At 60.9% G+C, this 23,698-nt stretch carries 19 protein-coding genes; 7 read left to right on the forward strand and 12 right to left on the reverse strand.

Annotated elements, in window-relative coordinates; genetic code table 11:
• Positions 1-191: 191 nt before the first annotated feature.
• Together EE36_RS00970 and EE36_RS00975 are read right to left on the reverse strand one after the other, a co-directional pair.
• Positions 192-3,371 carry an efflux RND transporter permease subunit gene (locus EE36_RS00970; protein ID WP_005848581.1) on the reverse strand — a complete coding sequence of 1,060 codons (3,180 nt, stop codon included), beginning with the start codon at positions 3,369-3,371 and terminating at the stop codon, positions 192-194.
• Positions 3,368-4,576: an efflux RND transporter periplasmic adaptor subunit gene (locus tag EE36_RS00975; RefSeq protein WP_005848583.1), complete on the reverse strand. Its 1,209-nt coding sequence runs from the start codon at positions 4,574-4,576 to the stop codon at positions 3,368-3,370. The genes EE36_RS00970 and EE36_RS00975 overlap by 4 nt, the downstream gene beginning before the upstream one ends.
• Before the next feature lie 375 nt (positions 4,577-4,951).
• On the opposite strand from EE36_RS00975, the gene EE36_RS00980 reads away from it, so the two are divergent.
• A complete protein-coding gene (locus tag EE36_RS00980) occupies positions 4,952-5,632 on the forward strand; it encodes a TetR/AcrR family transcriptional regulator (protein ID WP_005848585.1) in 681 nt (226 codons plus the stop codon).
• Positions 5,633-5,672: 40 nt separating this feature from the next.
• Here the strand turns inward: EE36_RS00980 and EE36_RS00985 are convergent, their stop codons facing one another.
• The 6 genes from EE36_RS00985 to EE36_RS01010 form a co-directional block, all read right to left on the reverse strand.
• Entirely contained in the window at positions 5,673-6,980 is a 1,308-nt protein-coding gene (locus EE36_RS00985) for a TRAP transporter large permease subunit (protein ID WP_005848587.1), read from the reverse strand.
• A complete protein-coding gene (locus tag EE36_RS00990) occupies positions 6,980-7,486 on the reverse strand; it encodes a TRAP transporter small permease (protein WP_005848588.1) in 507 nt (168 codons plus the stop codon). Before EE36_RS00990 ends, EE36_RS00985 begins: the two co-directional genes overlap by 1 nt.
• Positions 7,487-7,542: 56 nt before the next feature.
• Positions 7,543-8,553, reverse strand: a complete 1,011-nt coding sequence (gene dctP, locus EE36_RS00995; RefSeq protein WP_005848590.1) for a TRAP transporter substrate-binding protein DctP — start codon at positions 8,551-8,553, stop codon at positions 7,543-7,545.
• 78 nt (positions 8,554-8,631) lie between these two features.
• Positions 8,632-9,222, reverse strand: a complete 591-nt coding sequence (leuD, locus tag EE36_RS01000; protein WP_005848591.1) for a 3-isopropylmalate dehydratase small subunit — start codon at positions 9,220-9,222, stop codon at positions 8,632-8,634.
• Positions 9,219-10,616 carry a 3-isopropylmalate dehydratase large subunit gene (gene leuC, locus EE36_RS01005; RefSeq protein ID WP_005848593.1) on the reverse strand — a complete coding sequence of 466 codons (1,398 nt, stop codon included), beginning with the start codon at positions 10,614-10,616 and terminating at the stop codon, positions 9,219-9,221. Before leuC ends, leuD begins: the two co-directional genes overlap by 4 nt.
• The gene (locus tag EE36_RS01010; RefSeq protein WP_005848595.1) at positions 10,613-11,428 is read right to left on the reverse strand and encodes a GntR family transcriptional regulator; all 816 of its coding nucleotides are present in this window, start codon (positions 11,426-11,428) and stop codon (positions 10,613-10,615) included. The genes leuC and EE36_RS01010 overlap by 4 nt, the downstream gene beginning before the upstream one ends.
• Positions 11,429-11,569: 141 nt before the next feature.
• On the opposite strand from EE36_RS01010, the gene EE36_RS01015 reads away from it, so the two are divergent.
• The 6 genes from EE36_RS01015 to EE36_RS01040 are packed head-to-tail and all read left to right on the forward strand — an operon-like array spanning position 11,570 to position 18,700.
• A complete protein-coding gene (locus tag EE36_RS01015; protein WP_039911304.1) occupies positions 11,570-12,136 on the forward strand; it encodes a tautomerase family protein in 567 nt (188 codons plus the stop codon).
• On the forward strand, positions 12,133-13,827 hold the full coding sequence (locus tag EE36_RS01020) for a hydantoinase B/oxoprolinase family protein (protein WP_005848598.1): 1,695 nt from the start codon (positions 12,133-12,135) through the stop codon (positions 13,825-13,827). The genes EE36_RS01015 and EE36_RS01020 overlap by 4 nt, the downstream gene beginning before the upstream one ends.
• Positions 13,824-15,890 carry a hydantoinase/oxoprolinase family protein gene (locus EE36_RS01025; RefSeq protein ID WP_005848600.1) on the forward strand — a complete coding sequence of 689 codons (2,067 nt, stop codon included), beginning with the start codon at positions 13,824-13,826 and terminating at the stop codon, positions 15,888-15,890. The genes EE36_RS01020 and EE36_RS01025 overlap by 4 nt, the downstream gene beginning before the upstream one ends.
• A complete protein-coding gene (locus EE36_RS01030; protein WP_005848602.1) occupies positions 15,887-16,489 on the forward strand; it encodes a cysteine hydrolase family protein in 603 nt (200 codons plus the stop codon). Before EE36_RS01025 ends, EE36_RS01030 begins: the two co-directional genes overlap by 4 nt.
• On the forward strand, positions 16,486-17,346 hold the full coding sequence (locus EE36_RS01035) for an oxaloacetate decarboxylase (RefSeq protein WP_005848604.1): 861 nt from the start codon (positions 16,486-16,488) through the stop codon (positions 17,344-17,346). The genes EE36_RS01030 and EE36_RS01035 overlap by 4 nt, the downstream gene beginning before the upstream one ends.
• The gene (locus tag EE36_RS01040; protein WP_005848606.1) at positions 17,333-18,700 is read left to right on the forward strand and encodes an FAD-dependent oxidoreductase; all 1,368 of its coding nucleotides are present in this window, start codon (positions 17,333-17,335) and stop codon (positions 18,698-18,700) included. Before EE36_RS01035 ends, EE36_RS01040 begins: the two co-directional genes overlap by 14 nt.
• A gap of 49 nt (positions 18,701-18,749) precedes the next feature.
• On the opposite strand, the gene EE36_RS01045 is transcribed toward EE36_RS01040, so the two are convergent.
• The 4 genes from EE36_RS01045 to EE36_RS01060 form a co-directional block, all read right to left on the reverse strand.
• Positions 18,750-19,514 (reverse strand): SDR family NAD(P)-dependent oxidoreductase, encoded by a 765-nt coding sequence (locus tag EE36_RS01045; RefSeq protein WP_005848607.1) that lies wholly within the window; start codon positions 19,512-19,514, stop codon positions 18,750-18,752.
• Between the two features lie 25 nt (positions 19,515-19,539).
• On the reverse strand, positions 19,540-20,871 hold the full coding sequence (hisD, locus tag EE36_RS01050) for a histidinol dehydrogenase (RefSeq protein ID WP_005848609.1): 1,332 nt from the start codon (positions 20,869-20,871) through the stop codon (positions 19,540-19,542).
• Positions 20,872-20,975: 104 nt separating this feature from the next.
• Positions 20,976-21,740: an HpcH/HpaI aldolase/citrate lyase family protein gene (locus tag EE36_RS01055; RefSeq protein WP_005848611.1), complete on the reverse strand. Its 765-nt coding sequence runs from the start codon at positions 21,738-21,740 to the stop codon at positions 20,976-20,978.
• Positions 21,741-21,761: 21 nt separating this feature from the next.
• Entirely contained in the window at positions 21,762-23,666 is a 1,905-nt protein-coding gene (locus tag EE36_RS01060; RefSeq protein ID WP_005848613.1) for a TRAP transporter fused permease subunit, read from the reverse strand.
• Between the last annotated feature and the right edge of the window lie 32 nt (positions 23,667-23,698).

Raw genomic sequence — 23,698 nt, forward strand, 5'->3', positions numbered from 1 at the left:
TGACGTCAAGCGAATGCGGGTGCCATCGAAATCGAACGTAGCGGTCTTTATAATTCCTGACCTCGCTCACCGACATAGATCAGAAGATCTGTGCTAAAGCGCGGCTCGGCCTGACTATTCTGGGATGATGCTCTCGTATGGTTGGTGAACGCGCGGACTTTCCAATCGAAGGACGTCAACCACACGCCCGGTCAGCGTTGAGGGTCTGCACGTTTACGTCTGAATAAGCTCGACAACCATGCTCTCCTCGGCCGTTCCGCTGGCGTCGCCTCGTCCCCTTGCAGGTTTCGCTTTTGTCCAAACATCAGCATGGCGGGTGTCAGGATGAGGGTCAGAAGGGTCGCGACGACCAGCCCCCCTACAATCGCGCTCGACAGTTCGGTCCAATACTGGGTCGATGGCGCGCCAAAGACGATTTCGCGCGTGAAAAAATTCAGGTTGGCCCCCAGCACCATCGGCATCAGGCCAAGCGCCGTGGTAATCGATGTCAGAAGAACAGGCCGCAAACGTTGTGCGCCTGTGCGCAAGGCAGCCTCGCGCGGGTGCATGCCAGAGGATCGTAGATCATTGTAGGTATCAATCAGAACAATGTTGTTGTTCACCACGATGCCCGCCAACGCGATAATCCCGATGCCCCCCATCACAACGCCAAAGGGGCGCCCCGTGACGATCAAGCCAAGCAAAACACCCGCGACCGAGAAGATGATCGCGCTCATCACGACGAAGGCTTGGTAGAAGCTGTTGAACTGAAGAACGAGGATCACCAGCATCAAGGCAATCGCGGACACAAAGGCACCAACAAGGAACACCATCGCTTCGGTCTGGTCCTGCGCCTCGCCGGCGAAGCTATAGCTGACCCCGTCGGGCAAATCCGCGGCGTCCAGAGCTTGTTGCAAAGCCGTCACCTGATCGTTGACCAACAAACCGGGTGCGACATTTGCCTCTATCGTCACGACGCGCTTTTCATCGACACGTGTGATCGTGCCCGTCCGTTCAACCGGCTCGAAGGTGACAAAGTTGGAGATCGGCACCAATCCGGCAGAGGTGGGAACGCGCAGGTTTCCAAGCTCTGACAATGACCGTTCCTCGGCCGGGAAACGTACGCGGATATCCAGCTCCCCGTCCGCGTCCTCGGGCCGGTAATCCGCGACGGCGATGCCTTGGGTCAGCAGCTGAACGGCCTGCCCCAAAAGACTGACATCAGCGCCATATCGGGCGGCTTCCGCCCGGTTCACGCGGATGGACACCTCTACCCCCGGAAGCGGCAGCGTGTCGGTCACATCCGTGAAGCCGCCGATCTGCTCCATGATGGACAAGACCTGCGCGACAGCATCACCCTGCACGGCCGGATTGCGTGCCGCGATCTGAAGGTTGATCGGCTTGCCAGCGGTGGGACCGCCGCTTTCGGTCTGGACCTGAACGTCAATGCCGGCAATGTCTGCGACATCCCGCCGGATATCGGTGCCGATGGCTTCTGCCGCGCGCCGCCTGTCCCATTCGGTGAGCTCAAGCTGTATCGTACCGATGGTTTCTTCGCTGCCCTGCCCTGCGCTCATCGTGGATCGGGCATAGACGGTGGCTACTTCATCATAGCCCATCAATCGCTGCTCGACCCTGCGCACCAACGCGTCACGTTCGTAGATAGAGAAGTTGTCACGGGCAAGCACCTGCACCTGCATGAACTCAGGCTCTACCGAGGGGAAAAACGACAGGCCGGTGCCGAACTGCCCGTATAGACCAAAGCTGCCAAGCAGCATGGCAAGCGCCAGCAACGCCGTCGCACCGGGCCTGAGGATTGCCCATTCTAACAGACGCACATAAGCCCCGGTCAGCCCGCCAATGCGCCGTGGGTCACCTTTTTCAGCTTCGCTTAGCGCACGTTTGGCCGCCGCATTTTGCGGCTGGCGTTTGCCGATGAGGCCACCCAGTACCGGGATGAAGATGAGCGCCATGAAAAGGGATGCGAAAAGGGTCAGGATCACGGTAATGGGCAGGAACTTCATGAACTCGCCAACCATGCCGGTCCAGAACAGCAGCGGAAAAAACACGCTTAATGTCGTGGCGGTTGAGGCGATGATCGGCCAAGCCATGCGCTTGGCGGCATAGGCATAGGCCGTTTGCGCATCATCCCCCTCTTGCAGACGACGGTCCGCCAGCTCGACCGTTACGATGGCCCCGTCGACCAGCATCCCGACGACCAAAATCAGCGAAAAGAGAACCACGATATTCATCGTGAACCCCATCGCCCAAAGGGCCGTTACCCCCACCAGAAACGCCCCCGGAATGGCAAGACCGACAAGGATAGCCGACCGAAGGCCAAGGGCAGCCACGATGACGATCATCACAAGCAAAACCGCTGCAATGACGTTTGCCTCCAGGTCGCTCAGCAACGTCTCTACCTGCTCGGACTGATCTTGCAGGTAGGTTACCTCGATGCTTTCGGGCCAATCCTTGCGCAGCTCTTCCAGCGCCGCACGCGTGGCCGCGACTGTTTCGATGATATTCGCGCCGGACCGCTTTTTCACCTCAAGCGCAAGTGCCGGTTGCCCGTCGATGCGTGCGTAGCCCGTCGGATCCTGGAAGGTGCGGCGGACGGTTGCGACATCTTCGAATGTCACCACCGTATTTCCGCGCACCTTTACCGGAATTTCCATGACGTCTTGCAGGTCCTCGATCAGGCCCGGCACCTTGAGCACGATGCGCCCGCCCCCCGTCTCGATGGCCCCCGCGGCAATCAAACGATTGTTGCGCTGTAGCTGGCCGATCAGCTCATCAAAGCTCAGGTTGTAGGTTTGGAAAACGGTCGGGTCGATCAGTACCTCAAGGAATTCGTCCCGCGCGCCGCCAATCTCGACCTCCAGAACGCCGGAAAGCCCTTCGATGGCTTCTTGCGCGTCATCGGCGATGGCGTTCAGCGTTCGCTCTGGCACCGGCCCCGAAATGAGCGCGGTGATAATCGGGAAGAGCGCGGTGTTGATCTCTGTCACCGTGAGGTCATAGGCGTCTTCGGGCAAATCGCCCTCGACCCTGTCTGCGGCTTCCCGAACCTTGCGCAGCGCTTCGTCGATGTCTCCGCCGGGGGTGAATTCAAGCTGGACGTTCGCATAGCCTTCGGATGCGTTGCTTTGGATCTTCTCAAGCCCGGCAATCGCGGCGAATTCGGATTCCATCGGCTCGATCAGCAGGCGTTCGGCGTCGGACGGGCTGATCCCTTCAAGGCCCGTGGAGACGTAAACAAGCGGTAAAGGCACCTCGGGGTTGGCTTCTTTGGGGATGGCGACATAGGCGACCGCACCTACGCCCAAGAGCATCAGAAGCACCATCAGAACGACCCGGCCACGCGAGAATGCGGCGTCAATAATCGTATTCATTCCCGCTGCCCTTCGTCGCTTGCCGCGTCACTATCGGGAATGGGAAGCGCGGGCTGCCCATCTTGAGGGGGGCTGTTCTCCTCACCGTCATCCGCCTTGGTCTGCAACGACGGTGCCACCTCTTCGCCTTCGTTCACGAACCCCTGACCGACAGTGATGATCCGCACCGCGTCCGACAGGCCGCTGACATACAGGCCATCGATCTCTGCCCGCACGATGCGAATGGGGGTGAACACAACCATATCATTCTCATCAACGGTTTTGACGCCCAAGCGCCCCTCTGGGCTCAGCGATATCGTCGAGGGCTGCACGAAATGCGCGCTCGTCGAACCGGTCGGGATCCGAATTTCGGCGGAAATACCGGCGGGAATGGCACCGTCTTCATTCGGCACGGTGATCTTGGTAAGGAACGTGCGGGTTTCGGCATTTGCAGCCGTGCTGACAAAGCTCACCGTGCCTTCACGCTCTTCTCCGGTGATGAAATTTACCGTCGCCGTCTGGCCGCTTTTGATCTGACCAAGCGCCTGTTGTGGCACCTGCAATGCGACTGTCAGCGGCCGATTATCCACGATGCGCCCGACTTCGGCGCCCGCCTGAATAAACTCACCCGCATCAAGTGACAGCTCTTCGACACGTCCGGTAAACGGGGCCGTGATAACAAGTGCCTCTATCGCCTCTTGCGCTGCGGTCACGGACGCTTCGGCGGCGGCAAGCGTGGCGCGTGCTTGGCTGACCCGATCGGCAGTCGCCACCCCTCTGTTCAATAGCTCAGTCGCGTTTTTGAACTCGCGGTCCGCACGGGCGAATTCTTCGCGCGCCCGCGCAAGATCTGCCTGAGCTCCCGTCGCAGAGAGCCGAGCAATCACCGCGCCGCCCTCGACCTCTTCCCCCTCCATCACCAAGACATCCACAACGTCGCCTGACGCCTCGGCGCGGATCGACGTATCGCGGTCAGGTTGCGCCTGCCCTTCCGCCTGAAAGGATGTCATGACCTGTTGAGGCGTCGACTTTTCAACCGCCACGGCAACCGGCTTGGCGGGGGCAGTTTCAGCTTGCTCTGCGTCTTCGTCACCCGAGGGCAGGATATACCCGCTGCCCATCCAGCCGACGATGGCGACAACCAGAGCTGCAGCAATCCACGCCGACCGCGACGCGCCTTTATCGTCCTCGAAAGACAATTGCTCTTTGTTTTCGCTGTCGCTCATTTCCAGTTGGCCTTCACTCTCACACACAGGGTTCCTTTTCAGACATGCATACCATGTAGGCCGCCGTTCAAAGAGGTCGCATCATATGACGCTTTTTAACAACAGACCAGCAGTCTGTAAGCGGGAAATAGACGGTGCGCATGAAACGTCAATGCGACGTCGAGGCATCCAGCGATCCTACCGCTGAAACGAAGCGCAATCGCGATGGATCAAACGCGCTTTGCTGACCACGTACGACCTCATTCAGCATTTAGATGCTCATGGGACTTGAACGATGAATGACACGGGCCTAGGTGTTTACCGACCAACGATCTGTATGGCTATGGAGACGTCGCATTGTCAAAGACCGGTACAAAAAGAGACAGCCGTGTGCGTATGGCGCCAGCGGTAAGGCGAGACCTTATCCTTGATGCGGCCCAAGCGCTGTTTATGGAACGGGGCTGGGATGCCGTGACAATCGCGGATGTGCAGGCAGCGGCAGGCATTTCACGCGGCGGTTTCTACCACCACTTTGCCGCAAAAGAAGACCTGTTGAGCGGGCTTATCGCGCGCATCACTGAACAAGCGATGCAGACCACTGAAGCCGCGATGAGCCAGAACAACGGCGATGCATTGGTCCAGTTGAACGGTTTGCTGGATGGCGCGGCGCAATGGACGGCCGACAACGTCAACGAACTGCGCGGTTTGGTGCAAATCTTCTCACGGCCCGGTAACGAGATCCCCTACCGCCGGATCTGTGACGCCGAGGCGGCGGTCGTGATGCCGGTTCTTAAAGCCATCATTGAATCCGGTAGTGCTGAGGGAACATTCAACCCCGTTGACGCAGGGCTGACCGCCGAGCTGATGCTAAGCCTTTCGCAGGGCCGTCGGGAGGTTCTCATCGAGGTATTTGACCTGGCGAGCGCGACCAATCTTGACGCGGCAGTTGACGCACTTGACAGGCGTCTTCGATCTGAAGGTGAAATCTGCGACCGATTGCTTGGCCTGCCGGTGGGTAGCGTCTCCCTGTCAAACCGCACCGAATACCGCCGAATGCTGGCCGGCTTGGTCCAGTAGCGGCGGATGATATGCGCGAGTTTGCAACGCGACGCTCCGACTACATCCCAGGCAGCCATAGCGCCAGTTGCGGGAACAGGATCAACAAGAACACCAGCAGCACCGAACATCCCATATAGGGGAAGGCAGATCCGTAGATTTCGCGCATGGTTGTGCCCTTGGGGGCGACGCCCTTCATCACGAAAAGCAGCAGCCCGAAGGGCGGTGTGGTAAAGCTGATCTCGAGCGCCAGCAGGATCACCAGACCGAACCACACCGGATCAAATCCCAGCGTTGTGGCGAGCGGGAAAAAGATCGGTACGGTCAGCAACATCATAGATATCTGCTCCATGAACATACCCAGCAGCAGCAGTACCCCGAACATCACCAGCAGCATCGCCACAGGGGCCAGATCAAACGACGTTGCCCACCGGATCAACCCGCTGGAAGCACCGGAAAATGCCAGCAACTGGCTGAAGGTGGCCGACCCAAAGACGATGAGATAGGCCATTAGGGTCACGCGCATCGCGCCGATCACCGATTTCTTCATCGCTTCCCATGTGAGGCAACGGAAGGCCACCGCCAAGATCAACACGCCAAGCGCCCCGAATGCCGCGGCCTCGGACGGGGTGATCAGCCCGCCCACCATGCCAATCACGATCACGACCATGACTGACAACATGGGCACCACATCGCCGAAGAACAGTCGCATCTTCTGGCCAAAGCGCAGGTCTTCGACCTCGTAGGCGGGGGCGGCGTCAGGATCGATCCGGGTCTGAATGTAGATTGTCGCGATATAAAGGCTCGCAAGGATGAGCCCCGGAATGATGCCCGCGATCAACAATGCGCCCACATCGATCCGCGCCAAGGTTGCCAACAGCACGGCCAGCGCCGAGGGCGGGATGATAATCGCCAGACCACCCGTGCCAAGGATCGGACCGATGGACATATGCTTTTTATACCCGCGTTCCGTCATCTCGGGCACCATCAGGCTGCCCAGCAACGCGGTGGAGCCCATGGACGACCCAGACAGCGTTGAAAATGCCGTGCCGCCCAGAACCGTGACATAGGACAGCCGCCCCGGCAGCTTGCCCAGCAAACGGTCGATGGCATTGAACATGCGCTTGCCCAAACCGGTGTAGAAAAAGATTTCGCCCATCAGCAAGAACAACGGGATCGGCACCAGCGCATAGTTGGTCAGCCCGCCGAACCCATTGTTCAGCAGCAGCGTGACCCCTTTGGCTCCGCCCATAAAGAACCACGCCCCAACGATATTGGCTGCGAGAAAAGCCAAGGCAACCGGCATCCCGATGGCCATCAGCACCAGAATAGAGCCCAGCAAAAGGGCCAGCGATTCAAACCATTCCATTATTCATGTACCCCTGCTTCGCCGGAGTGCATCAGGTCATCGCCAAAAACAAATCGGGAAAATTCAATCGCCATCAGGCCAAAGCTGACCGGAAAGGCCAGCGTCAGTATCCATTTCGGAAAGTAATACGCCCGCACATCCAGATCATTGCGCGCGATGTTGTTCAGGCACAGCTCTGCCCCTTTCCACGCCAGTATCAAGGACACGACAACACAAAGCACCGCGACCAGCCGGCTGACAAAGCGCCGTGCCGCTTCGGGCAGCGCCGCGGTCACCAGTTCGATATGCACATGACCCTTCTCGCGTACCAGCCAAGGTGCGCCGAGCATGGTCATATACAGGATCGCATATTCAGACGAGGTAAAGAGCCACGCAAAGGGCTGCATCCCGCTGTTGCGCATCACCACTGACAGAATGACCGAAATCATCAGCCACACCAGCATGGCCCCGGCAATTCCCGCCATCGCGTAAAGGAAACCTCTGTAAATTTGTCCGACACGCGCCATGGCTGCCCCTTTTGAACGAAAGCAGGCGCGCCCCATCAGAGCGCGCCAGATGTGGCTTACTGATTTTTCTGCGCGTCGTAGAACAGCTCTATCAGTTTGTCGTAGTTCCCGTCGCCTTGGGGACTTTCGGCCATCAGGCCCTTCATCCGGTTCCACGTATTCTCTGTCGCCGCTCCCAGATATTTTTTCGCCGCTTCCCCTTCCAGCGTCACAACGGTCATGCCTGCCTCTTCAAGCTTGGCAAAGTCCTCATCACGCACCGCGCCCAGCTTCTCGGCCGAGGCTTTCTCGTGCTCGATCGCCACGTCTTGCAGGATTTTGCGTGCCTCGTCCGAGAGGGAGTTCCACTTGTCGAGGTTCACAATCGTGCCAAGATCGGTCGAGAAGAAGCAGGGTTCGATCCGGTAGTTCAGGAACTCGTTCCATTTAAGGTCAATAAGGCCAATCTGTGTCCAGCCTGTTGCATCGACCACGCCCCGTTCCAGCGCAGAATAAACCTCGGTTGTGGGCAGATCGATCACCTGCGCGCCCAGATAGTCGGTGAAGAAGGCGTTATAAACCGCGTTGCCGCGCAGCTTGAGGCCCGACACATCCAGGTTCCCCTCTGCGTCAAGGCTGGGCTCGTTACGGGTCCACAGGTTGTAGCATACGCCGGAATCGAACCACCCGAGGTATTTGACGCCCATCTTCTCTTGGTGGATCTGGTCGATCAGTTCCAACCCGCCATTAGCGCGGGTTTCGACCGCGGTCAGGTTGGATGTGACCAGCGCGTCTTTTTCAGGCAAAGCCCCTGCGTAAAAGCTGCCCGGCGTATAGACCATATCGACCACACCCGACCGGACGGCGTCGGGCTGCTGGAACATGCCAATGGCTTCGGGGCCACCACGCACTTCGATCTGCACAACGCCTTCACCGGCGGTGTTCACCTTGTCGACGAATTCAAGGAACGACTTGGTATAGATCAGGGATTCAGGAAAAGCGTGCACTGCGGTCAGCGTCTCTTGTGCAAAAGCCGCCGTGGTCAGCGCCGTCGAGGCGAGGATACCGCCAAGGATTGTCTGTTTCATCGTATATACTCCCGGTTGGTGGGGCTGTTGGACCCCGTTATGTTGCCGTCCTGTCCCTCTTGCGGGGATCAGCACGTCTTAGGATGCGGGCACTGCCCACGGGTGCGCGGCAAACCGTGCCGTGCGAAAATCTTTGATGCGGTCGTTATGCTGGGCGGTCAGGTCGATATCATCCCAACCGTTCACCAGCTTCTCTTGCCAGACGGGATCCAGTTCGAAGGTCAGGGTATGCCCCGCGATCACCGCTGCACATTTTTCCAAATCCACTGTCGCGCTGACAGCATCGGTGCCGATCGCGTCCAGCAGGGCGTCAATCTCTGCATCGCTCACACGGGCGGGCAGCAGGCCATTGTTGACGGCATTGCTTTGAAAGATGTCGCCAAAGCTCGGGGCAAAGACAGCTCTGATCCCGAAATCAACCAGCGCATAGACCGCCGCCTCGCGGCTTGAGCCGCTGCCGAAGTTGCGCCGCGTGATCAACACCTCTGCCCCCGCATGGCGATCAAGCACATGATCCGCCGCATCCTGACGCAAGTCATGCAACAGGAACTTTCCATAGCCGTCAGCCCGCGGCGCCGACATAAAGCGCGCCGGTATAAGCTGATCTGTGTCGACGTTTTCCTGCGGCAGCGCGACGGCGGTGCCATTGATCTGTGTCCAGCCGGTCATGCGCGTCCCTCCAGTAGCGGGCGCACATCGGCGAGGTGCCCGGTAACTGCGGCGGCGGCGACCATCGCGGGGCTCATCAGATGGGTCCGCGCCCCGCGTCCCTGACGGCCCTTGAAGTTACGATTGGTCGAAGACGCGCAGCGTTTGCCCGCCCCGACCCGATCACCATTCATGCCGACACACATCGAACAGCCCGATGCGGCCCATTCAAGCCCCGCTTGGGCAAACACGTCGGACAGACCTTCGGCTTCGGCCTGCTTCTTGACCTGCGCCGATCCGGGCGACACCAACCCCGGCACGACGGCCTTGCGCCCCGCCAATACTTTGGCGGCTAGGCGCAGGTCTTCGATCCGGCCATTGGTGCACGATCCGATAAACACCTGATCCACTGTAATCTGGTCCAGCGCCATTCCCGGTTCCAGCGCCATATACTCCAGCGCCGCGCGCGCCTGCGCCTGTTTGCTGCCCGACAGCCGCGCCGGATCAGGGACATGTCCGGTGATGGGCAGCGCCTCTTCGGGGGAGGTGCCCCAGGTCACGGTTGGCGCGATATCGCTGGCGTTGAGTGCAACCTCGCGGTCGAAACGGGCGTCTGTGTCAGTCGCAAGCTGCGACCAGTCGCGTAGGGCCGCCTCCCAATCCGCGCCTTTCGGGGCAAAGTTGCGCCCTTTGATATAATCGAATGTCACCTGATCCGGGGCCACCAGCCCCAACCGCGCACCCCCTTCGATGCTGAGATTGCACAGCGTCAGGCGCCCCTCCATGCTTAACGCGCGGACAGCGGGGCCGGCATATTCAATCGCGTGGCCGCGTGCGCCATCGGCCCCCAGCTCTGCGATCCAGTGCAGCGCCAGATCTTTGGCCGTGACACCGGCCCCCAACGCGCCGTCCACGGTGATCCGCATCGTTTTGGGGCGTTGTTGCCAGATTGTCTGCGTCGCCAGAATATGCGCCACCTCTGTTGCACCGACGCCAAAGGCCAGCGCACCAAAGGCCCCATGAGTAGAGGTATGGCTGTCGCCGCAATTGATCAGCAGCCCCGGCAAGGTCAGCCCTTGCTCGGGGCCGATCACATGCACAATGCCCTGCCCCGGATCGCGCAGATCGAATAGCCGGATGCCCTGCGCCTTGGCGTTGCGCCCCAATGTGTCGATCATCCGCCGGATATCCGCCGCCATCTCGCCGGCGCGGGTGGGGGCATAGTGATCGACGACTCCGAAGGTCAGATCAGGGGCGGCGACCTTCATGCCGCGGCTCTCCAGTTTCACAAATGCGTGGTGCGATCCTTCGTGCACCAGATGTCGATCGACCCATAGCAGTGACGTGCCGTCATCGCGCCGCATCACCTCATGTGCGGCCCAAAGCTTGCCAAAGAGGGTCTGCGGCGCGGTCATTCTGCGGCCCCCTTCCGGCCTGGTTTCACCACCGGTTCCCAATGGCGCGCCTCGCCTGCGCCGACACGGCTCAGCGCCATTTCAAGGCGGAACATATCGGGGCGATAGAGCGCAGACAGGTATTCAACCCCGCGTCCATCCTCATCCTTCACCACACGGTCCAGCGACAGCAGCGGCGCGCCGACACTTACCCCGAGCGCATCCGCCACATCGGGCGACGCGAGGGTCGCGCTTACCGTTTGATGGGCTGATGCAACCTTGACGCCAGACCGCTCCAGCAAGCGGAAAAGTGGCGTCGTCGCCAGCTCTGCCTCTGTATAGTTATGCGCGATATCTTCGGGCACCCAGGTGGTCAGGTGGGAAAACGGCTCCCCTTCCACCAACCTGAGACGCACCGCAACCTGTACACGCGCTTGCGCATCCAGCCCCATTGCGGTGGCCACACTGCCCGGCGCGGCACCATAGCTAAAGGACAAAAGCCGCGCGGTGGTGTTCTGCCCCATCTCGACCAACTGCGGCATCAACGTATTGAAATCCGCTGCAAGCGCGGGCTGCACCTTGGGCGCGCAAACAGTCGTCCCTGACCCAGCACGGCGCGAGATCAGCCCGTCCCCTTCCAGCGCGTCCAGCGCACGGCGCACGGTCACCCGCGATACATCCAGCGTCACCGCCAGCTTTTGCTCACCCGGCAAAACCGCACCGGCGGCGTAGACGCCGCGCATGATCTCTTCGTGCAGATGCAGGTAAACGCGCCGCGCCTTACCCCCTTCGGGAAGCCCCCTGCCCTTCGAAGATGTGCTTTGAAGTGTCATTTGAATCCTTCCAATCCCTTCCAACCCTACAAAGAGTTTTTTCAAAAGCAAGAAATCTATCTGACAAAAATCAAATTATTTGATCTATGCACATTTAATTATCTGTATTACAAAAAATACAGATCTGACGCAGGAGGCTTTATGCCGATCATCGAGATTCATGTGCTGCAAGGGTATGACGCAGCCCAGAAAGCAAGGCTGTGCAAGGCGCTGACCCATGCCGCGCGCACGGTGATTCCCGCGACACCGGATGCGGTGACAGTGATGATCAAGGAAATGCCCGCCACCGATTATATGCGCGGCGGCCAGCACCGGTCGCCCGCCCCCGCCCTGCCGGATGCCCCGTCAATGGTGGCGCGGTACCTGCGCGCGATGGAGCAGCGCGACATCGTTACCGCCCGCACGCTTTTAGGCGACGGGTTCACCATGCACTTCCCCGGTGCCGCGCCTATGACAGAGCTTGATGATCTGCTGGAGTGGGCCGCGCCGCGCTATCGCTTCGTCAAGAAAACCATTCGCTCGATTGACCTTGCGCCCGGCGACGGGCCGGCCACGGTCGTCTATTGCCACGGCACGCTGTCCGGCGAATGGCCCGACGGGACCGCCTTTTCCGATATTCGCTTTATCGACCGCTTCGAAGTCACCGACGGCTTCATCACCCGCCAAGACGTCTGGAATGACATCGCAGAAACAAAGGCCCAATCATGACCCAAGACATCGACCCGATTACACTGGCCGTTCTGGCCGGACGGATGGAACAGATTGCCGACGAAATGGACGCAACCCTGTTCCGCGCCGCCTTTAACCCGATCATCGCCGAAGCACATGACGCGTCGCACGGGCTGTATCATGCGGTGTCGGGCGACACGCTGGTGCAGGGCAAGTCCGGGCTGCCGATCTTTGTCGGGGTGATGTCATTTGCCGTGAAGGCGGTGATCGACAAAGCGGCCGAGAATGGCGATCTGGAAGACGGCGACATCTATATCTTCAACGACGCCCATCTGGGCGGCACGCACCTGTCCGATATGCGGTTGGTGCGCCCCTATTTTCACGACGGCAAACTGTTTTGCTATCTCGCCTCGGTCGGGCATTGGCATGATGTGGGCGGCGCGGTGCCGGGCAACTACAACCCCGCCGCAACCGATGCCTTCCAGGAAGCCTTCGTGCTGCCCCCTGTGCGTCTTGCCAAAGCGGGCAAGGTCCAGACCGACATTATCGACATCCTGATGCGCAACACCCGCCTGCCGCAATCGGCCCAAGGCGATCTGAACGGCCAGCTCGGCGCGCTTGATCTGGGCAAGAAACGTCTGGACGAGCTACTGGCGGAATACGGTGCCGACACAGTGCGCGCGGCGTTGGATGCGCTGCAGGACCGCGCCGAAACCCTGATGCGGACAGAGCTGACAGACCTGCCAGATGGACGCTGGGAGGCAGAGGATTTTCTGGATAACGACGGCATCACCGATACGCCGCTGCCGATCAAGGTCGCGCTCGAGATCAAGGGCGATCAGATGCTGCTGGATTTCACCGGCACGGCAGACCGCTGTGCAGGGCCGGTCAATATCGCGCTCCCCACGGCGGTGGCCACGGCCTATGTCGCGATCAAACATATCTTTCCCAGCCTGCCCGCCAACGCCGGTGTGATGCGCCCGATCGAGGTGAAGATCCCTGAAGGATCGCTGCTGTCCGCCCCCTTCCCGGCGCCGGTCGGCGGCTATACCGAAACGATCCTGCGGATGGTCGATGTGATCTTTTCCGCCGCGTCGCAGGCGGCACCGGACCGCGTGGTTGCCAACGCGTATGGCACGATCAACGCGCTGTCGATTTCGGGCAAACGCGCGAATGGTCAACCTTGGGTGATGTTCAGCTTTTACGGCGGCGGGCATGGGGGCTCTCCCGAAGGGGACGGGCTGAACCACGGCAATGCGCCGATCTCCACCGCGACCATCCCCCCGATGGAGATCCTCGAATCCGCCTATCCGGTGATGTTCAAACAATGGGCCCTACGCCCCGACAGCGCCGGTGCGGGTCAGCATCGCGGCGGCATGGGGGCCACCTACGAGATCGAAGTGCTTGAGGAATCCGCCACCGCCTTTCTGTTCGGCGAACGCGGACGCTTTGCGCCGAAAGGGGTCGCAGGCGGGGGCGACGCGGCGCTGAACCGGTTTGAGTACGAACAAGACGACGGCTGGCACGCCCCGCCCATGGCCTCGAAAATGGTGGGCATCAAGCTGCAACGCGGCCAGTCCGTACGGCTCGATACCCCCGGCGGTGGCGGCTATGGCGCGCCCGCAAACCGTGCTGCGGCCGATGTGGCCCGCGACGTGGCGGGTGGCCTGCTGACACCCGACTACGCGACACAGACATATGGCCCAGACTGGAAAGAGGTGACCCAATGACCAGCGCAAACCGCATGATCGGCGTCGATGTCGGCGGCACCTTCACCGATATTTTCGTTCTGGACGAGGCGACAGGCAGCGCGCAGGTCGCCAAGGTTCCCACCTCGCGCCCCGACCAATCGGCGGGCTTTTTGTCGGGCATCGGATCGCGGGTCGATGATCTGTCGACTGTCTCTGTCGTCGTGCATGGCACCACTGCCGGCACCAACGCGCTGCTGGAACGCAAAGGGGCCAAGATCGGCGTGATCACCACAATGGGCCTACGCGACGTGCTGGAAATGCGCCGCCGTGACCGGCCGCGCACCTGGGGCCTGCGAGGGGATTTCACGCCCGTTGTCGATCGCGCCTTGCGCCTCGAAGTACCGGAACGCACGCTTGCCGATGGCACGATCCGTCAGGCGGTGGACCTCGAGGCGGTGCAAGCCGCCGCGCAAGAACTGCTGGATCAGGGCTGTCTTGCCTGTGCGATCCTCTTTGCCAACAGCTATGCCAATGCCGAAAACGAAAGACTGGCGGTCGAAGCCGTGCGCGCCATGTGGCCGAATGCCCATGTCTCGGCCTCAAGTGAAATCCTGCCCGAAATCCGCGAGTTCGAACGGTTCTCTACCACCGCGTTGAACGCCTATCTGCAACCCGAAGTCTCTGGCTACCTCGCGCGGCTTGAAACCGCGCTGAAACAGGACGGGTTTGCAGGCGAGTTCATGATCGTGCAGTCCAATGGCGGGGTGATGGATGCGGCGACCGCGGCGCGTCTGCCCGTGCGCACGGCGCTGTCGGGTCCGGCAGCGGGGGTCATCGCCGCGGGTTACATCGCCGAAGCCGCCGGTTTTCCCGATATCATCACCGGCGACATGGGCGGCACCTCTTTTGATGTGAGCCTGATCGCCAAGGGCCAGTCGATGCTGTCGCAGCAGACCTCGATCGACTTTGGCATGGTGGTCCGGTCCCCCATGATCGAGATTACGACAATCGGCGCGGGCGGTGGCTCTATCGCTTGGGTCGATAAGGGCGGCTTGCTGAACATCGGGCCGGAAAGCGCCGGGTCCACGCCCGGCCCTGTCGCCTATGGTCAGGGCAACACGCGCCCCACTGTGACCGACGCCAATGTCGTTCTAGGCCGTATTGATCCCGACAACCCCATCGGCGGCAAGCTCGACCGGCTGGATGTGGAGGCCGCAAAAGCTGCGATCCTTGAACATGTGGGCACGCCCCTTGGGCTGGACGCCCTGCAAGCCGCCGAGGCGATCTTGCGCGTGGCCAACAGCCGCATGGCCGGTGCGCTGCGACTTGTGTCTATCGAACGCGGGTTTGACCCTAAGCGCTTTGCGTTCATGCCCTTTGGCGGCGGTGGTGCCTTGCATTCCGGTGCCATGATGGCAGAGGTCGGGCTGGCGCGGTCCATCGTGCCGCGTTACCCGGGGGTAACATCTGCCATGGGCTGCGTCATCGCGGATATGCGGCAGGATTTCGTGCAAACCATCAACGCCACCCTGTCGGGCATCGACCTCGGGGCGCTGACCGGTTTCATGCAAACCCACGTTGATGACGGGCTTGCCACGCTTGAAGCCGCGCGCACCCATTTTGAACGGCGCGATACGGAGTTCACGCTTGATATGGCCTATCTCGGCCAGACGCATACGGTATCGGTGACGCTGCCGGTGACAGTGACCGATGGCACAGTGACGCCCCCGACAGAGGACGATATCTCGGCTGCATTCGACAGCGCCTACCGCGCCACCTATGGGCGGCTGCTTGAGAATGGCACGCGACGGGTGATCAACCTGCGTTCTGCCATCACCGGACGGCGCCCGCGCTTTGATCTGTCCACGCTCGCCCCTGTCGGTGGCAGCGTTGAAGACGCGCTGAAAGGCACGCGTCAGGTCCACTTTGACGGTCAATGGCACGAAACGAAGCTCTATCACCGTCTTGCCTTGCCGGTCGGTGCCGAAGTCCCCGGCCCCGCAATCCTTGAACAACCTGACACAACCGTGTTGATCGAACCCGGACTGGTCGGCAAAGTCGACGCCTACGGCAACACTCTGATCGAAAGGGCCACCGCATGACCCCTGCCACGACCGCTTTGCTGACCATCGACCTGCAAAATGATTTCCTGCATCCGGAAGGCGCCTATGGCCGTGCGGGTCAGGGGGCCGAGAGTATCCTCGCCCTGCCCGACCGGATCGCGCCGCTCAAGTCCGCGCTGACCAAGGCGGGCGGCACCTATATCTCGGCTCAGTTCACGCTGGTACCGGGGCGCGATGACGAACCGCTGATCGCCGCGCATCTCAAGAAACTGCGCCCCTTCCTGACCAAGGGCGACTTTACCCCGGGCGGCTTCGGCCACGCGCTGGTAGATACGCTCGCCCCGGCGGATTTCACGATCGAGAAAGTCGCCTACTCTGCCTTTTACCAGACACGGCTTGAATATGTGCTGCGCGCGATGAAGATCGACACGCTGATCATCGGCGGGATCGTCACCAACGGCGGTGTCGCCAGCACCGTGCGGGATGCGCATCTGCGCGACATCCATACGGTGCTGCTGTCGGACGGTTGCGCCGCGTTCAAACAGGACGTGCACGAGGCGACGCTGACCTCGCTGGGGTCGGTGACGCAGGTGATGACCTGCGCCGAAGCCACCGCCGCTGTCGGAGGTGCCCAATGACCCTGCGCCAACGCCTGACCGCCCCCGATATTCTGATCGCCCCCGGTGTCTATGACGGGCTGACCGCCGCCCTTGCCACCGACGCGGGCTTCGAGGCGCTGTATCTTTCCGGTGCAGCGGTTGCCTATACCCGTTTGGGCCGCCCTGACATCGGGCTCAGCACCGCGTCCGAGATGACCGATACGATGGCGTTGATTGCCGATCGCACCGACCTGCCGGTGATCATGGACGCCGACACCGGTTTCGGCAATGCACTGAACGCGCGGCGCACGATGCAAAGCTATGAACGCGCGGGCGCCTCTGCTTTGCAGGTAGAGGATCAGACCTACCCCAAAAAATGTGGTCATCTGTCTGATAAGTCGCTGATCCCGAAAGAGGAAATGGCTGGCAAGATCGCCGCCATGGCCGATGCGCGCCGCCACGATACGCTGATCATCGCCCGCACCGACGCCATCGCGGTAGAAGGCTTTGACGCGGCGATTGATCGCGCGGGCAGCTATATCGACGCCGGTGCCGATGTATTGTTCATCGAGGCCCCCCGCGACAGCGGAGAGCTTTCGCGCATCGCCGATACCTTCAAGGGGCGTGTCCCGCTGCTGGCCAATATGGTGGAAGGCGGCGCGACCCCGATCTCATCGGCGACCACGCTAGAGGATATGGGTTTCGATATCGTGATTTTCCCCGGCGGCATCGTGCGCGCTTTGGCGAGATCGGCGCAGGACTATTACGCAAGCCTGAAAGCAACCGGCTCTAACAAAGCGTTTTCCGACCGGATGCATGATTTCGACGGGTTGAATGCAGCGATTGGCACCCCCGAGATGCTGGCCCTTGGAAAGCGGTTCGATGGCAAATCCTGATGTCGCCGCCCCGCCGTCGGCTTTCGATCTAGAGGTCGAAACCCTGATCATCGGCGCGGGGGCCTGCGGCATGATCGCGGCGCTGGCGGCGCATGAGGCAGGTCAGGATGTGCTGCTGCTAGAGGCCGACCCGATCCCCACAGGCTCTACCGCGCTGAGCGCCGGGTTGATCCCCGCGGCAGGGACGCGCCTGCAACAGGACGCGGGGATCAGCGACAGCCCCGACGTTTTTGCCACCGACATTCAGGCCAAGGCGCACCACGAAAACGATGACGCACTGGTCGCTGCGATGGCCCACACCGCCCCTCAGGTCATCGACTGGCTTGTCGAAACACATGGGCTGCCGTTCTCCCTCGTGCGTGACTTTGATTATCCCGGTCACAGCCAACGGCGGATGCACGGGCTGCCCTCACGGTCGGGTCGCGAGCTGATCGACGCCCTGCGCGCGCGGATTGAGGCGCTTGATATTCCGCTGATCTGCAACCGCCGCGCCACCCGGCTTTATGCGGCAGGGGCAACGCTCGCAGGGGCGCGGGTGTCGTTGCCTGACCAAAGCGGCGAGGATATCGGCTGCGACCGGCTGATCCTTGCGTGCAACGGGTTCGGCGGCAACCGCGACATGGTCGCCGACCACATGCCGGATATCGCGGAGGCGATCTGGTTCGGCCATGACGGCAACCGCGGAGAGGCGATCAGCTGGGGCGAGGCGCTTGGCGCGCGCCGCCGTCATCTGGGCGCCTATCAGGGGCACGGCAATGTCGCCCACCCTCACGGTATCCTGATCACATGGGCCACAATCACCGAAGGCGGCGTTCAGGTGAATACGACCGGCAAGCGGTTCTGGAACGAGGCGCAAGGCTACTCCGAAGCGGCGCGGGCCGTGCTGGCGCAGCCTGACGGCGTGGCGTGGACCATATTCGACGCCCGCATCGCCGAGATTGCCCGCCAGTTCGAGGATTTCAAGAACGCCGAGGCCCAAGGGGCGGTGATCACAGGGGATACGGTCGAAACACTGGCTGCAAAGGTCGGATTGCCCACAGATGTTTTGGCGAAAACGATCACTGATATTCCGGCGGGCGGGCGGGATGCCTTTGGCCGCACATGGGGTGCGGCGTCCCTTTCTGCCCCTTTCTGCGCGGTGAAGGTGACCGGCGCGCTGTTTCACACGCAAGGCGGGCTTGAGGTTGACCCGACGACGGCCAAGGTGCGCAGGACAGAGGGTGGCACATTCGACAATCTATACGCCGCTGGCGGTGCCGCTTGCGGGGTATCGGGCAAGGGCGACAGCGGCTATCTGTCGGGCAACGGCTTGCTCGCGGCTGTCACGCTCGGGTACATCGCGGGGCGCGGATAGGGGTTTGCCACCATCCTGCGTCTGCCGTGTTCGTTGACCGCTTTGTCGCTTACTCGGCTGTCCAACCGCCATCGACCATCAAGGCTGTGCCCGTCACCATGGCAGACGCATCGCTCGCGAGGTAGACGATCGGGCCCATGATATCCTCGATCTCGCCGACGCGGCCCAGTTTGATCTTTTCTTCAATCCAAGCCAGACGCGTGGGATCGGATAAGGTTTGCTCTCCCAAAGGCGTACGGATGAAGGTCGGGCATAGCGTGTTGATGCGCACCGCCTTTGGGCCCCATTCGATTGCCATCGCTTTCACCATCCCTTCCAAAGCGTGCTTCGATGCGCAGTAGACCCCCCGATCGATGCCGCCGACATGTCCCATCTGACTGCTCACATGGATGATCGAACCGGGACGGCCCGCTGCGATCATTTGGTCGGCGGCGGCTGTGGAAAGGAAATAGGCTGCCCGAAGGTTAACATTCATGACGGCGTCGAAATCCTCGGGAGTGGTGTCGAGCGCAGGCCCGTGGCGGGCCATGCCGGCGGAATTGACCACGATGTCCACCGCCCCAAGACCGGAGAATGCCGCGCGGGTCGCATCCACATCGGTGATGTCCAGCTCTTGCGTCTCGCAGCTCAGCCCCTCTGCCTCCATCGCCGCGTGCAACTTACCCAACGGTCCGGCCCGGCGCGCGGCGCAGATGACATGCGCCCCCGCCCTGGCCAAGGCCGTCGCAGCCCCCAGACCGATGCCAGAGGTGGCACCGGTGACAAACGCGCGTTTCCCCGAAAGGTCAAAGCCGGCAAAGGACGGAAGTTGCATCAAGATCTCCTATGTTAACAGCGGTCTATTCGGCCGCTTCGCGGTAGCTTGCGGCTTCGCCATAGGGCACGTTCTCACCGCCATAGCGCCGCACGCGGACATTGCATTGTTCGGCGTGCCCCACAAAGCCTTCCAACATGCATAGACGCGAACCATAGGCCCCGACCATTGCTGCGGCCTCATCCGTCATAATCTTCTGATAGGAATGGGTCTTGAGGAATTTACCAACCCAAAGCCCCCCTGTATAGCGCCCTGCCTTATGCGTGGGCAGCGTGTGGTTGGTCCCGATCACCTTATCACCATTGGCGACATTCGTACGCGGGCCCAAAAACAGCGCGCCATAGCAGGTCATGTTTTCCAAGAACCAGTCATCACGGTCCGTCATGACCTGCACATGCTCCGACGCGATATCATCGGCCACCTGCAACATCTCGTCGTAGGTATCACAGACGATCACCTCGCCGTATTCCTCCCAGCTTGTCTGCGCTGTGGCCGCAGTCGGGAGAATTTGGAGCAGCCGGTCAATCTCGGCCAAAGTATCCTCGGCCAATTGACGCGAATTGGTCAGCAAAACGGCAGGAGAGTTATAGCCGTGTTCCGCCTGCCCCAAGAGATCGGTCGCGCAGAGCTCGGCATCCGCTGCTGTCTCATCCGCGATAACCATCGTCTCGGTCGGGCCGGCGAAGAGATCAATACCCACCCGTCCGTAAAGCTGACGCTTGGCCTCGGCGACGAAGGCATTGCCGGGGCCAACCAGCATGTGTACCGGATCGATCGTCTCTGTGCCAAGCGCCATAGCCCCGACCGCCTGGATCCCGCCCATGACATAGATCTCATCCGCACCGCCCAAATGCATGGCCGCAATAACAGCCGGATTTGGCTTTCCGTTAAAGGGCGGCGTGCAGGCCACGATGCGCGGTACTTCGGCAACCTTGGCCGTGGCGACAGACATATGCGCGCTGGCGACCATGGGGAATTTCCCACCCGGGATGTAGCAGCCGACGGATTGAACCGGGATATTCTTGTGCCCCAGAATAACCCCCGGAAGCGTCTCTACTTCGATGTCGGTCATGGAAGCGCGTTGCGCGCGGGCAAAATTCACGACCTGCTCTTGCGCAAACTGAATGTCCTGCAATTCGCGTGGGCTGAGCTGACCGATCAGGTCGTCAATCTCTTGCTGGCTTAGCCGGAAGGTTTCCGGGCTGTAGCTGTCAAACTTTTCGCTCAATTCGCGCACCGCTGTGTCGCCGCGCGTTTCGATGTCCTGCAAGGTCTGCTCGACGACCGCACGGGTCTTGGCGTCGTCATCGGCACGGGCAGCATCGGATTTGCCCTTCTTGAGGTAGGTAATTGTCATGGTTCGGTCCTTTGGTCAGGCGCTGGCAGTGATAGGTCATTTCTAGGCTGACCAAACCGAGTTGCAATATTTTCTGAATATGCTGCAATTATTTCATAGTCATGTCAGCGCGCGTCCCTCTTTTTGAAATCTTCCACAAGCGCGGCACCGCCCAATTGCATGAGCGTGTGTTCGGACCCCACGACAAAGAAGCTCCCGCCGGCGTCGCGGTGCGCGTCTAGGGGCTCTGTCGGGGCGCAATAGAGTCCCGTGGCCGCCCCTGTCGCGGAAAGGATGTCCCGCGTCATCTTTGCCACTTCAGGCGCAAAGAAATCGGACAGACCATGAGAAACGGCCAGATCAGCGCGCCCGATAAAGAGCGCATCTACGCCGTCTACATCCGCAATTTCACTGTGGTTGACCACGCCGTCGGGGTCTTCAATCTGGCAGATCAAGGCGACTTCACTTCGCGCCACGGACAGATGCTCTTTCAGGCTGCGGCCTGCATAGTCGGCCGCCCGTGACGTGCCGGCAAAACCACGCCCGCCGGGGCCGTAATTCACGGCGCGCGCCAGTTCTTTGGCCTGCGCTGCGGTTTCGACATGAGGCACCATGACACCGGCCGCGCCGCCGTCCAGCACATTGAGCACCCAATCCGCTGTTGCCACTGGCACGCGCACCACGATGGGGCACCCTTCGGCACGTCCGGCCATGGTCATGGCGTCCACGGTGCCCCGATCAAAAGGCGCGTGTTCCGCATCGACGACCAGAAAATCGAACCCTGCCCGTGCCATGATTTCGATCACGATGGGATGGGGCGTTTTGATGAAAGCCCCGAGCATGGGCTCTCGTGCGACCAGCCGTGCCTTGAATTCAGCATTCGTCATCATTTCCAATACCCTCCTTGGCCCTTAAGCCGTTTGCATTTCGATATTTTCCGCAGCGCCCAAGGCTTTGCGAGAGAAGACCACCAAGACCGCGAACACCACCGCGGCTGCCGCCGTCGCCGGCCAAGGCGGCATCAGCGCAAGCCCAATCGGCACGACCCAAAGCAGCCGCGACAGACCGCCCCAAGGCAGCCGTGCGCCGCCCAGAAGATGCGCAACGCCCAAGGCGAAAACGCCGCCTGACAGGATGGCACGCAGGATGTCTCCGGCTTCGCCACCGCCCAACATGCCGGGATAGGCGAGGAACAGCATCGGCAAGGCATATGCGGTCGCCCCAAGGCGCAACGTCTCGCCTGCGACCTTCATCCACGGCGCCTGCGCAATGGTCGCCGCAACGAAAACACCAAGGCAGACAGGCGGCGTGATGACCGACAGCGCCGCGTAGTAGAGCACGAACATATGCACCACGAGCGGATCAATACCCTGTTGGATCAGCGCCGGAGCGAAAACAGCCGCGACCATGACGTAGGCTGCCGAGGTCGGCAGACCCATGCCCGCGATCAGACAGACAATGGCCATGAGCCCGGCAATGAGCCAGATTTGCCCCTGCCCGATCGACAACACCGCTGCTGTTACCGCGACGCCAAACCCGGTGAGGTTGATCATGGCGACAAACACCTGTGCGCCGACCAGAAGGATCCCGACAATGACAACACCTTTTCCGCCCGCTTCCAGCGCACGAATGATGATGCCGATGACGGCACGGGGATCCTCACCACTCGAGATCCGCGCGACAAGGACGGCCACCAACATGGCAATCATGCCGTAGCAGGCCGTCAGCTCGACGGAATTGCCGTTGAGGACGCCAAATCCAAGCCCCAGCAGGGCGGCAACAATAGGGGCGAGTCGCGAAAAGGTCATGGCACCGCGCCAGTCGGGTAGATCTTCAGACGTCACCGGACGAAAGCCCTGACGGCGCGCGATGACGTGAACGGTGGAATAGATGCCAAGGTAGAACAACAGCGCAGGTACAACGCCCGCAAGCGCGATAGACCAGTAATTCACGCCCACAAGCTCGGCCATGACAAAGGCGGCTGTCCCCATGATCGGGGGGGCGAGCTGCCCGCCGGTCGATGCGATAGCCTCTACCGCGCCGGCATAGGCAGGGGGGTATTTCAGCCGCTTCATCAGGGGGATCGTGAAGTTCCCTGTCGTGGCGACATTGGCGACGGTCGAGCCGTTGATTGCCCCAAAGAAGCCCGATGCGAAGGTCGCGATTTTCGCCGCCCCACCGGGCCGGGAGCCACCTAAACGGGCCGAGAGGTCAAAGAATGTCTCGCCTGCGCCCGTGTGCAACAGGATCGCGCCGAACAGCACAAATGCCGCCAGCGTCGTCGAGGCCACATTGACCAGCATACCCCATAGGCCACGGTCGGACAGGAAGATGATCTCGGTGAGATAGCCCGCGTCAAAGCCACGGTGCCCGAATTGGCCGGGGATCAAATAGCCGAAGAATGCATAGGTCACAGCTGCAATGACGATAAGGGGGAACACCCAGTTGGAGCTGCGCCTTGCCAGTTCAAGCACGCAGGCCAATGTGCCGAACCCCATAACCATATCCCAACCGTTCGCCCAAGGCAGATCGTTCATAATGGTTTCGTAGTTGGCTATGATATAGGCACCTGACACCGTCACCACGCCGACGATTACCGCATCGATCACGATACCAAGCGGGCGCAGGCGGCTGCCTTCGAAAAGCGGGTGCATCAGCACGGCCAGGGCGGTGATCATCATCACAAAGATCGCACGCTGCACGAGCGATTCAAACGGCCCGTTGAAAGAGGTGTAGAACACAAACACCCCCAGAAGCACTGCAAGAGCCGCAATGGCGGTCTGTCGAAAATGAGCGAAGATCGGAAGGGTATTCATCACGGCACCTTGGCGAAAATGGTAAATAGAGG

The organism is Sulfitobacter sp. EE-36, from assembly GCF_000152605.1.
GTDB classification, from domain to species: Bacteria; Pseudomonadota; Alphaproteobacteria; order Rhodobacterales; family Rhodobacteraceae; genus Sulfitobacter; species Sulfitobacter pontiacus.

Coding starts and splice junctions, on each gene's coding strand:
- EE36_RS01025 (WP_005848600.1), top strand. CDS start 13,824: ATGACCAGCGCAAACCGCATGATCGGCGTCGATGTCGGCGGCACCTTC.
- EE36_RS01060 (WP_005848613.1), bottom strand. CDS start 23,666: ATGAATACCCTTCCGATCTTCGCTCATTTTCGACAGACCGCCATTGCG.
- EE36_RS01015 (WP_039911304.1), top strand. CDS start 11,570: ATGCCGATCATCGAGATTCATGTGCTGCAAGGGTATGACGCAGCCCAG.
- leuC (WP_005848593.1), bottom strand. CDS start 10,616: ATGACCGCGCCGCAGACCCTCTTTGGCAAGCTTTGGGCCGCACATGAG.
- EE36_RS01055 (WP_005848611.1), bottom strand. CDS start 21,740: ATGATGACGAATGCTGAATTCAAGGCACGGCTGGTCGCACGAGAGCCC.
- EE36_RS01010 (WP_005848595.1), bottom strand. CDS start 11,428: ATGACACTTCAAAGCACATCTTCGAAGGGCAGGGGGCTTCCCGAAGGG.
- EE36_RS00970 (WP_005848581.1), bottom strand. CDS start 3,371: ATGAATACGATTATTGACGCCGCATTCTCGCGTGGCCGGGTCGTTCTG.
- EE36_RS00980 (WP_005848585.1), top strand. CDS start 4,952: ATGGCGCCAGCGGTAAGGCGAGACCTTATCCTTGATGCGGCCCAAGCG.
- EE36_RS00975 (WP_005848583.1), bottom strand. CDS start 4,576: ATGAGCGACAGCGAAAACAAAGAGCAATTGTCTTTCGAGGACGATAAA.
- EE36_RS01020 (WP_005848598.1), top strand. CDS start 12,133: ATGACCCAAGACATCGACCCGATTACACTGGCCGTTCTGGCCGGACGG.
- EE36_RS01030 (WP_005848602.1), top strand. CDS start 15,887: ATGACCCCTGCCACGACCGCTTTGCTGACCATCGACCTGCAAAATGAT.
- hisD (WP_005848609.1), bottom strand. CDS start 20,871: ATGACAATTACCTACCTCAAGAAGGGCAAATCCGATGCTGCCCGTGCC.
- leuD (WP_005848591.1), bottom strand. CDS start 9,222: ATGACCGGCTGGACACAGATCAATGGCACCGCCGTCGCGCTGCCGCAG.
- EE36_RS01045 (WP_005848607.1), bottom strand. CDS start 19,514: ATGCAACTTCCGTCCTTTGCCGGCTTTGACCTTTCGGGGAAACGCGCG.
- EE36_RS01040 (WP_005848606.1), top strand. CDS start 17,333: ATGGCAAATCCTGATGTCGCCGCCCCGCCGTCGGCTTTCGATCTAGAG.
- EE36_RS01035 (WP_005848604.1), top strand. CDS start 16,486: ATGACCCTGCGCCAACGCCTGACCGCCCCCGATATTCTGATCGCCCCC.
- EE36_RS00985 (WP_005848587.1), bottom strand. CDS start 6,980: ATGGAATGGTTTGAATCGCTGGCCCTTTTGCTGGGCTCTATTCTGGTG.
- dctP (WP_005848590.1), bottom strand. CDS start 8,553: ATGAAACAGACAATCCTTGGCGGTATCCTCGCCTCGACGGCGCTGACC.
- EE36_RS00990 (WP_005848588.1), bottom strand. CDS start 7,486: ATGGCGCGTGTCGGACAAATTTACAGAGGTTTCCTTTACGCGATGGCG.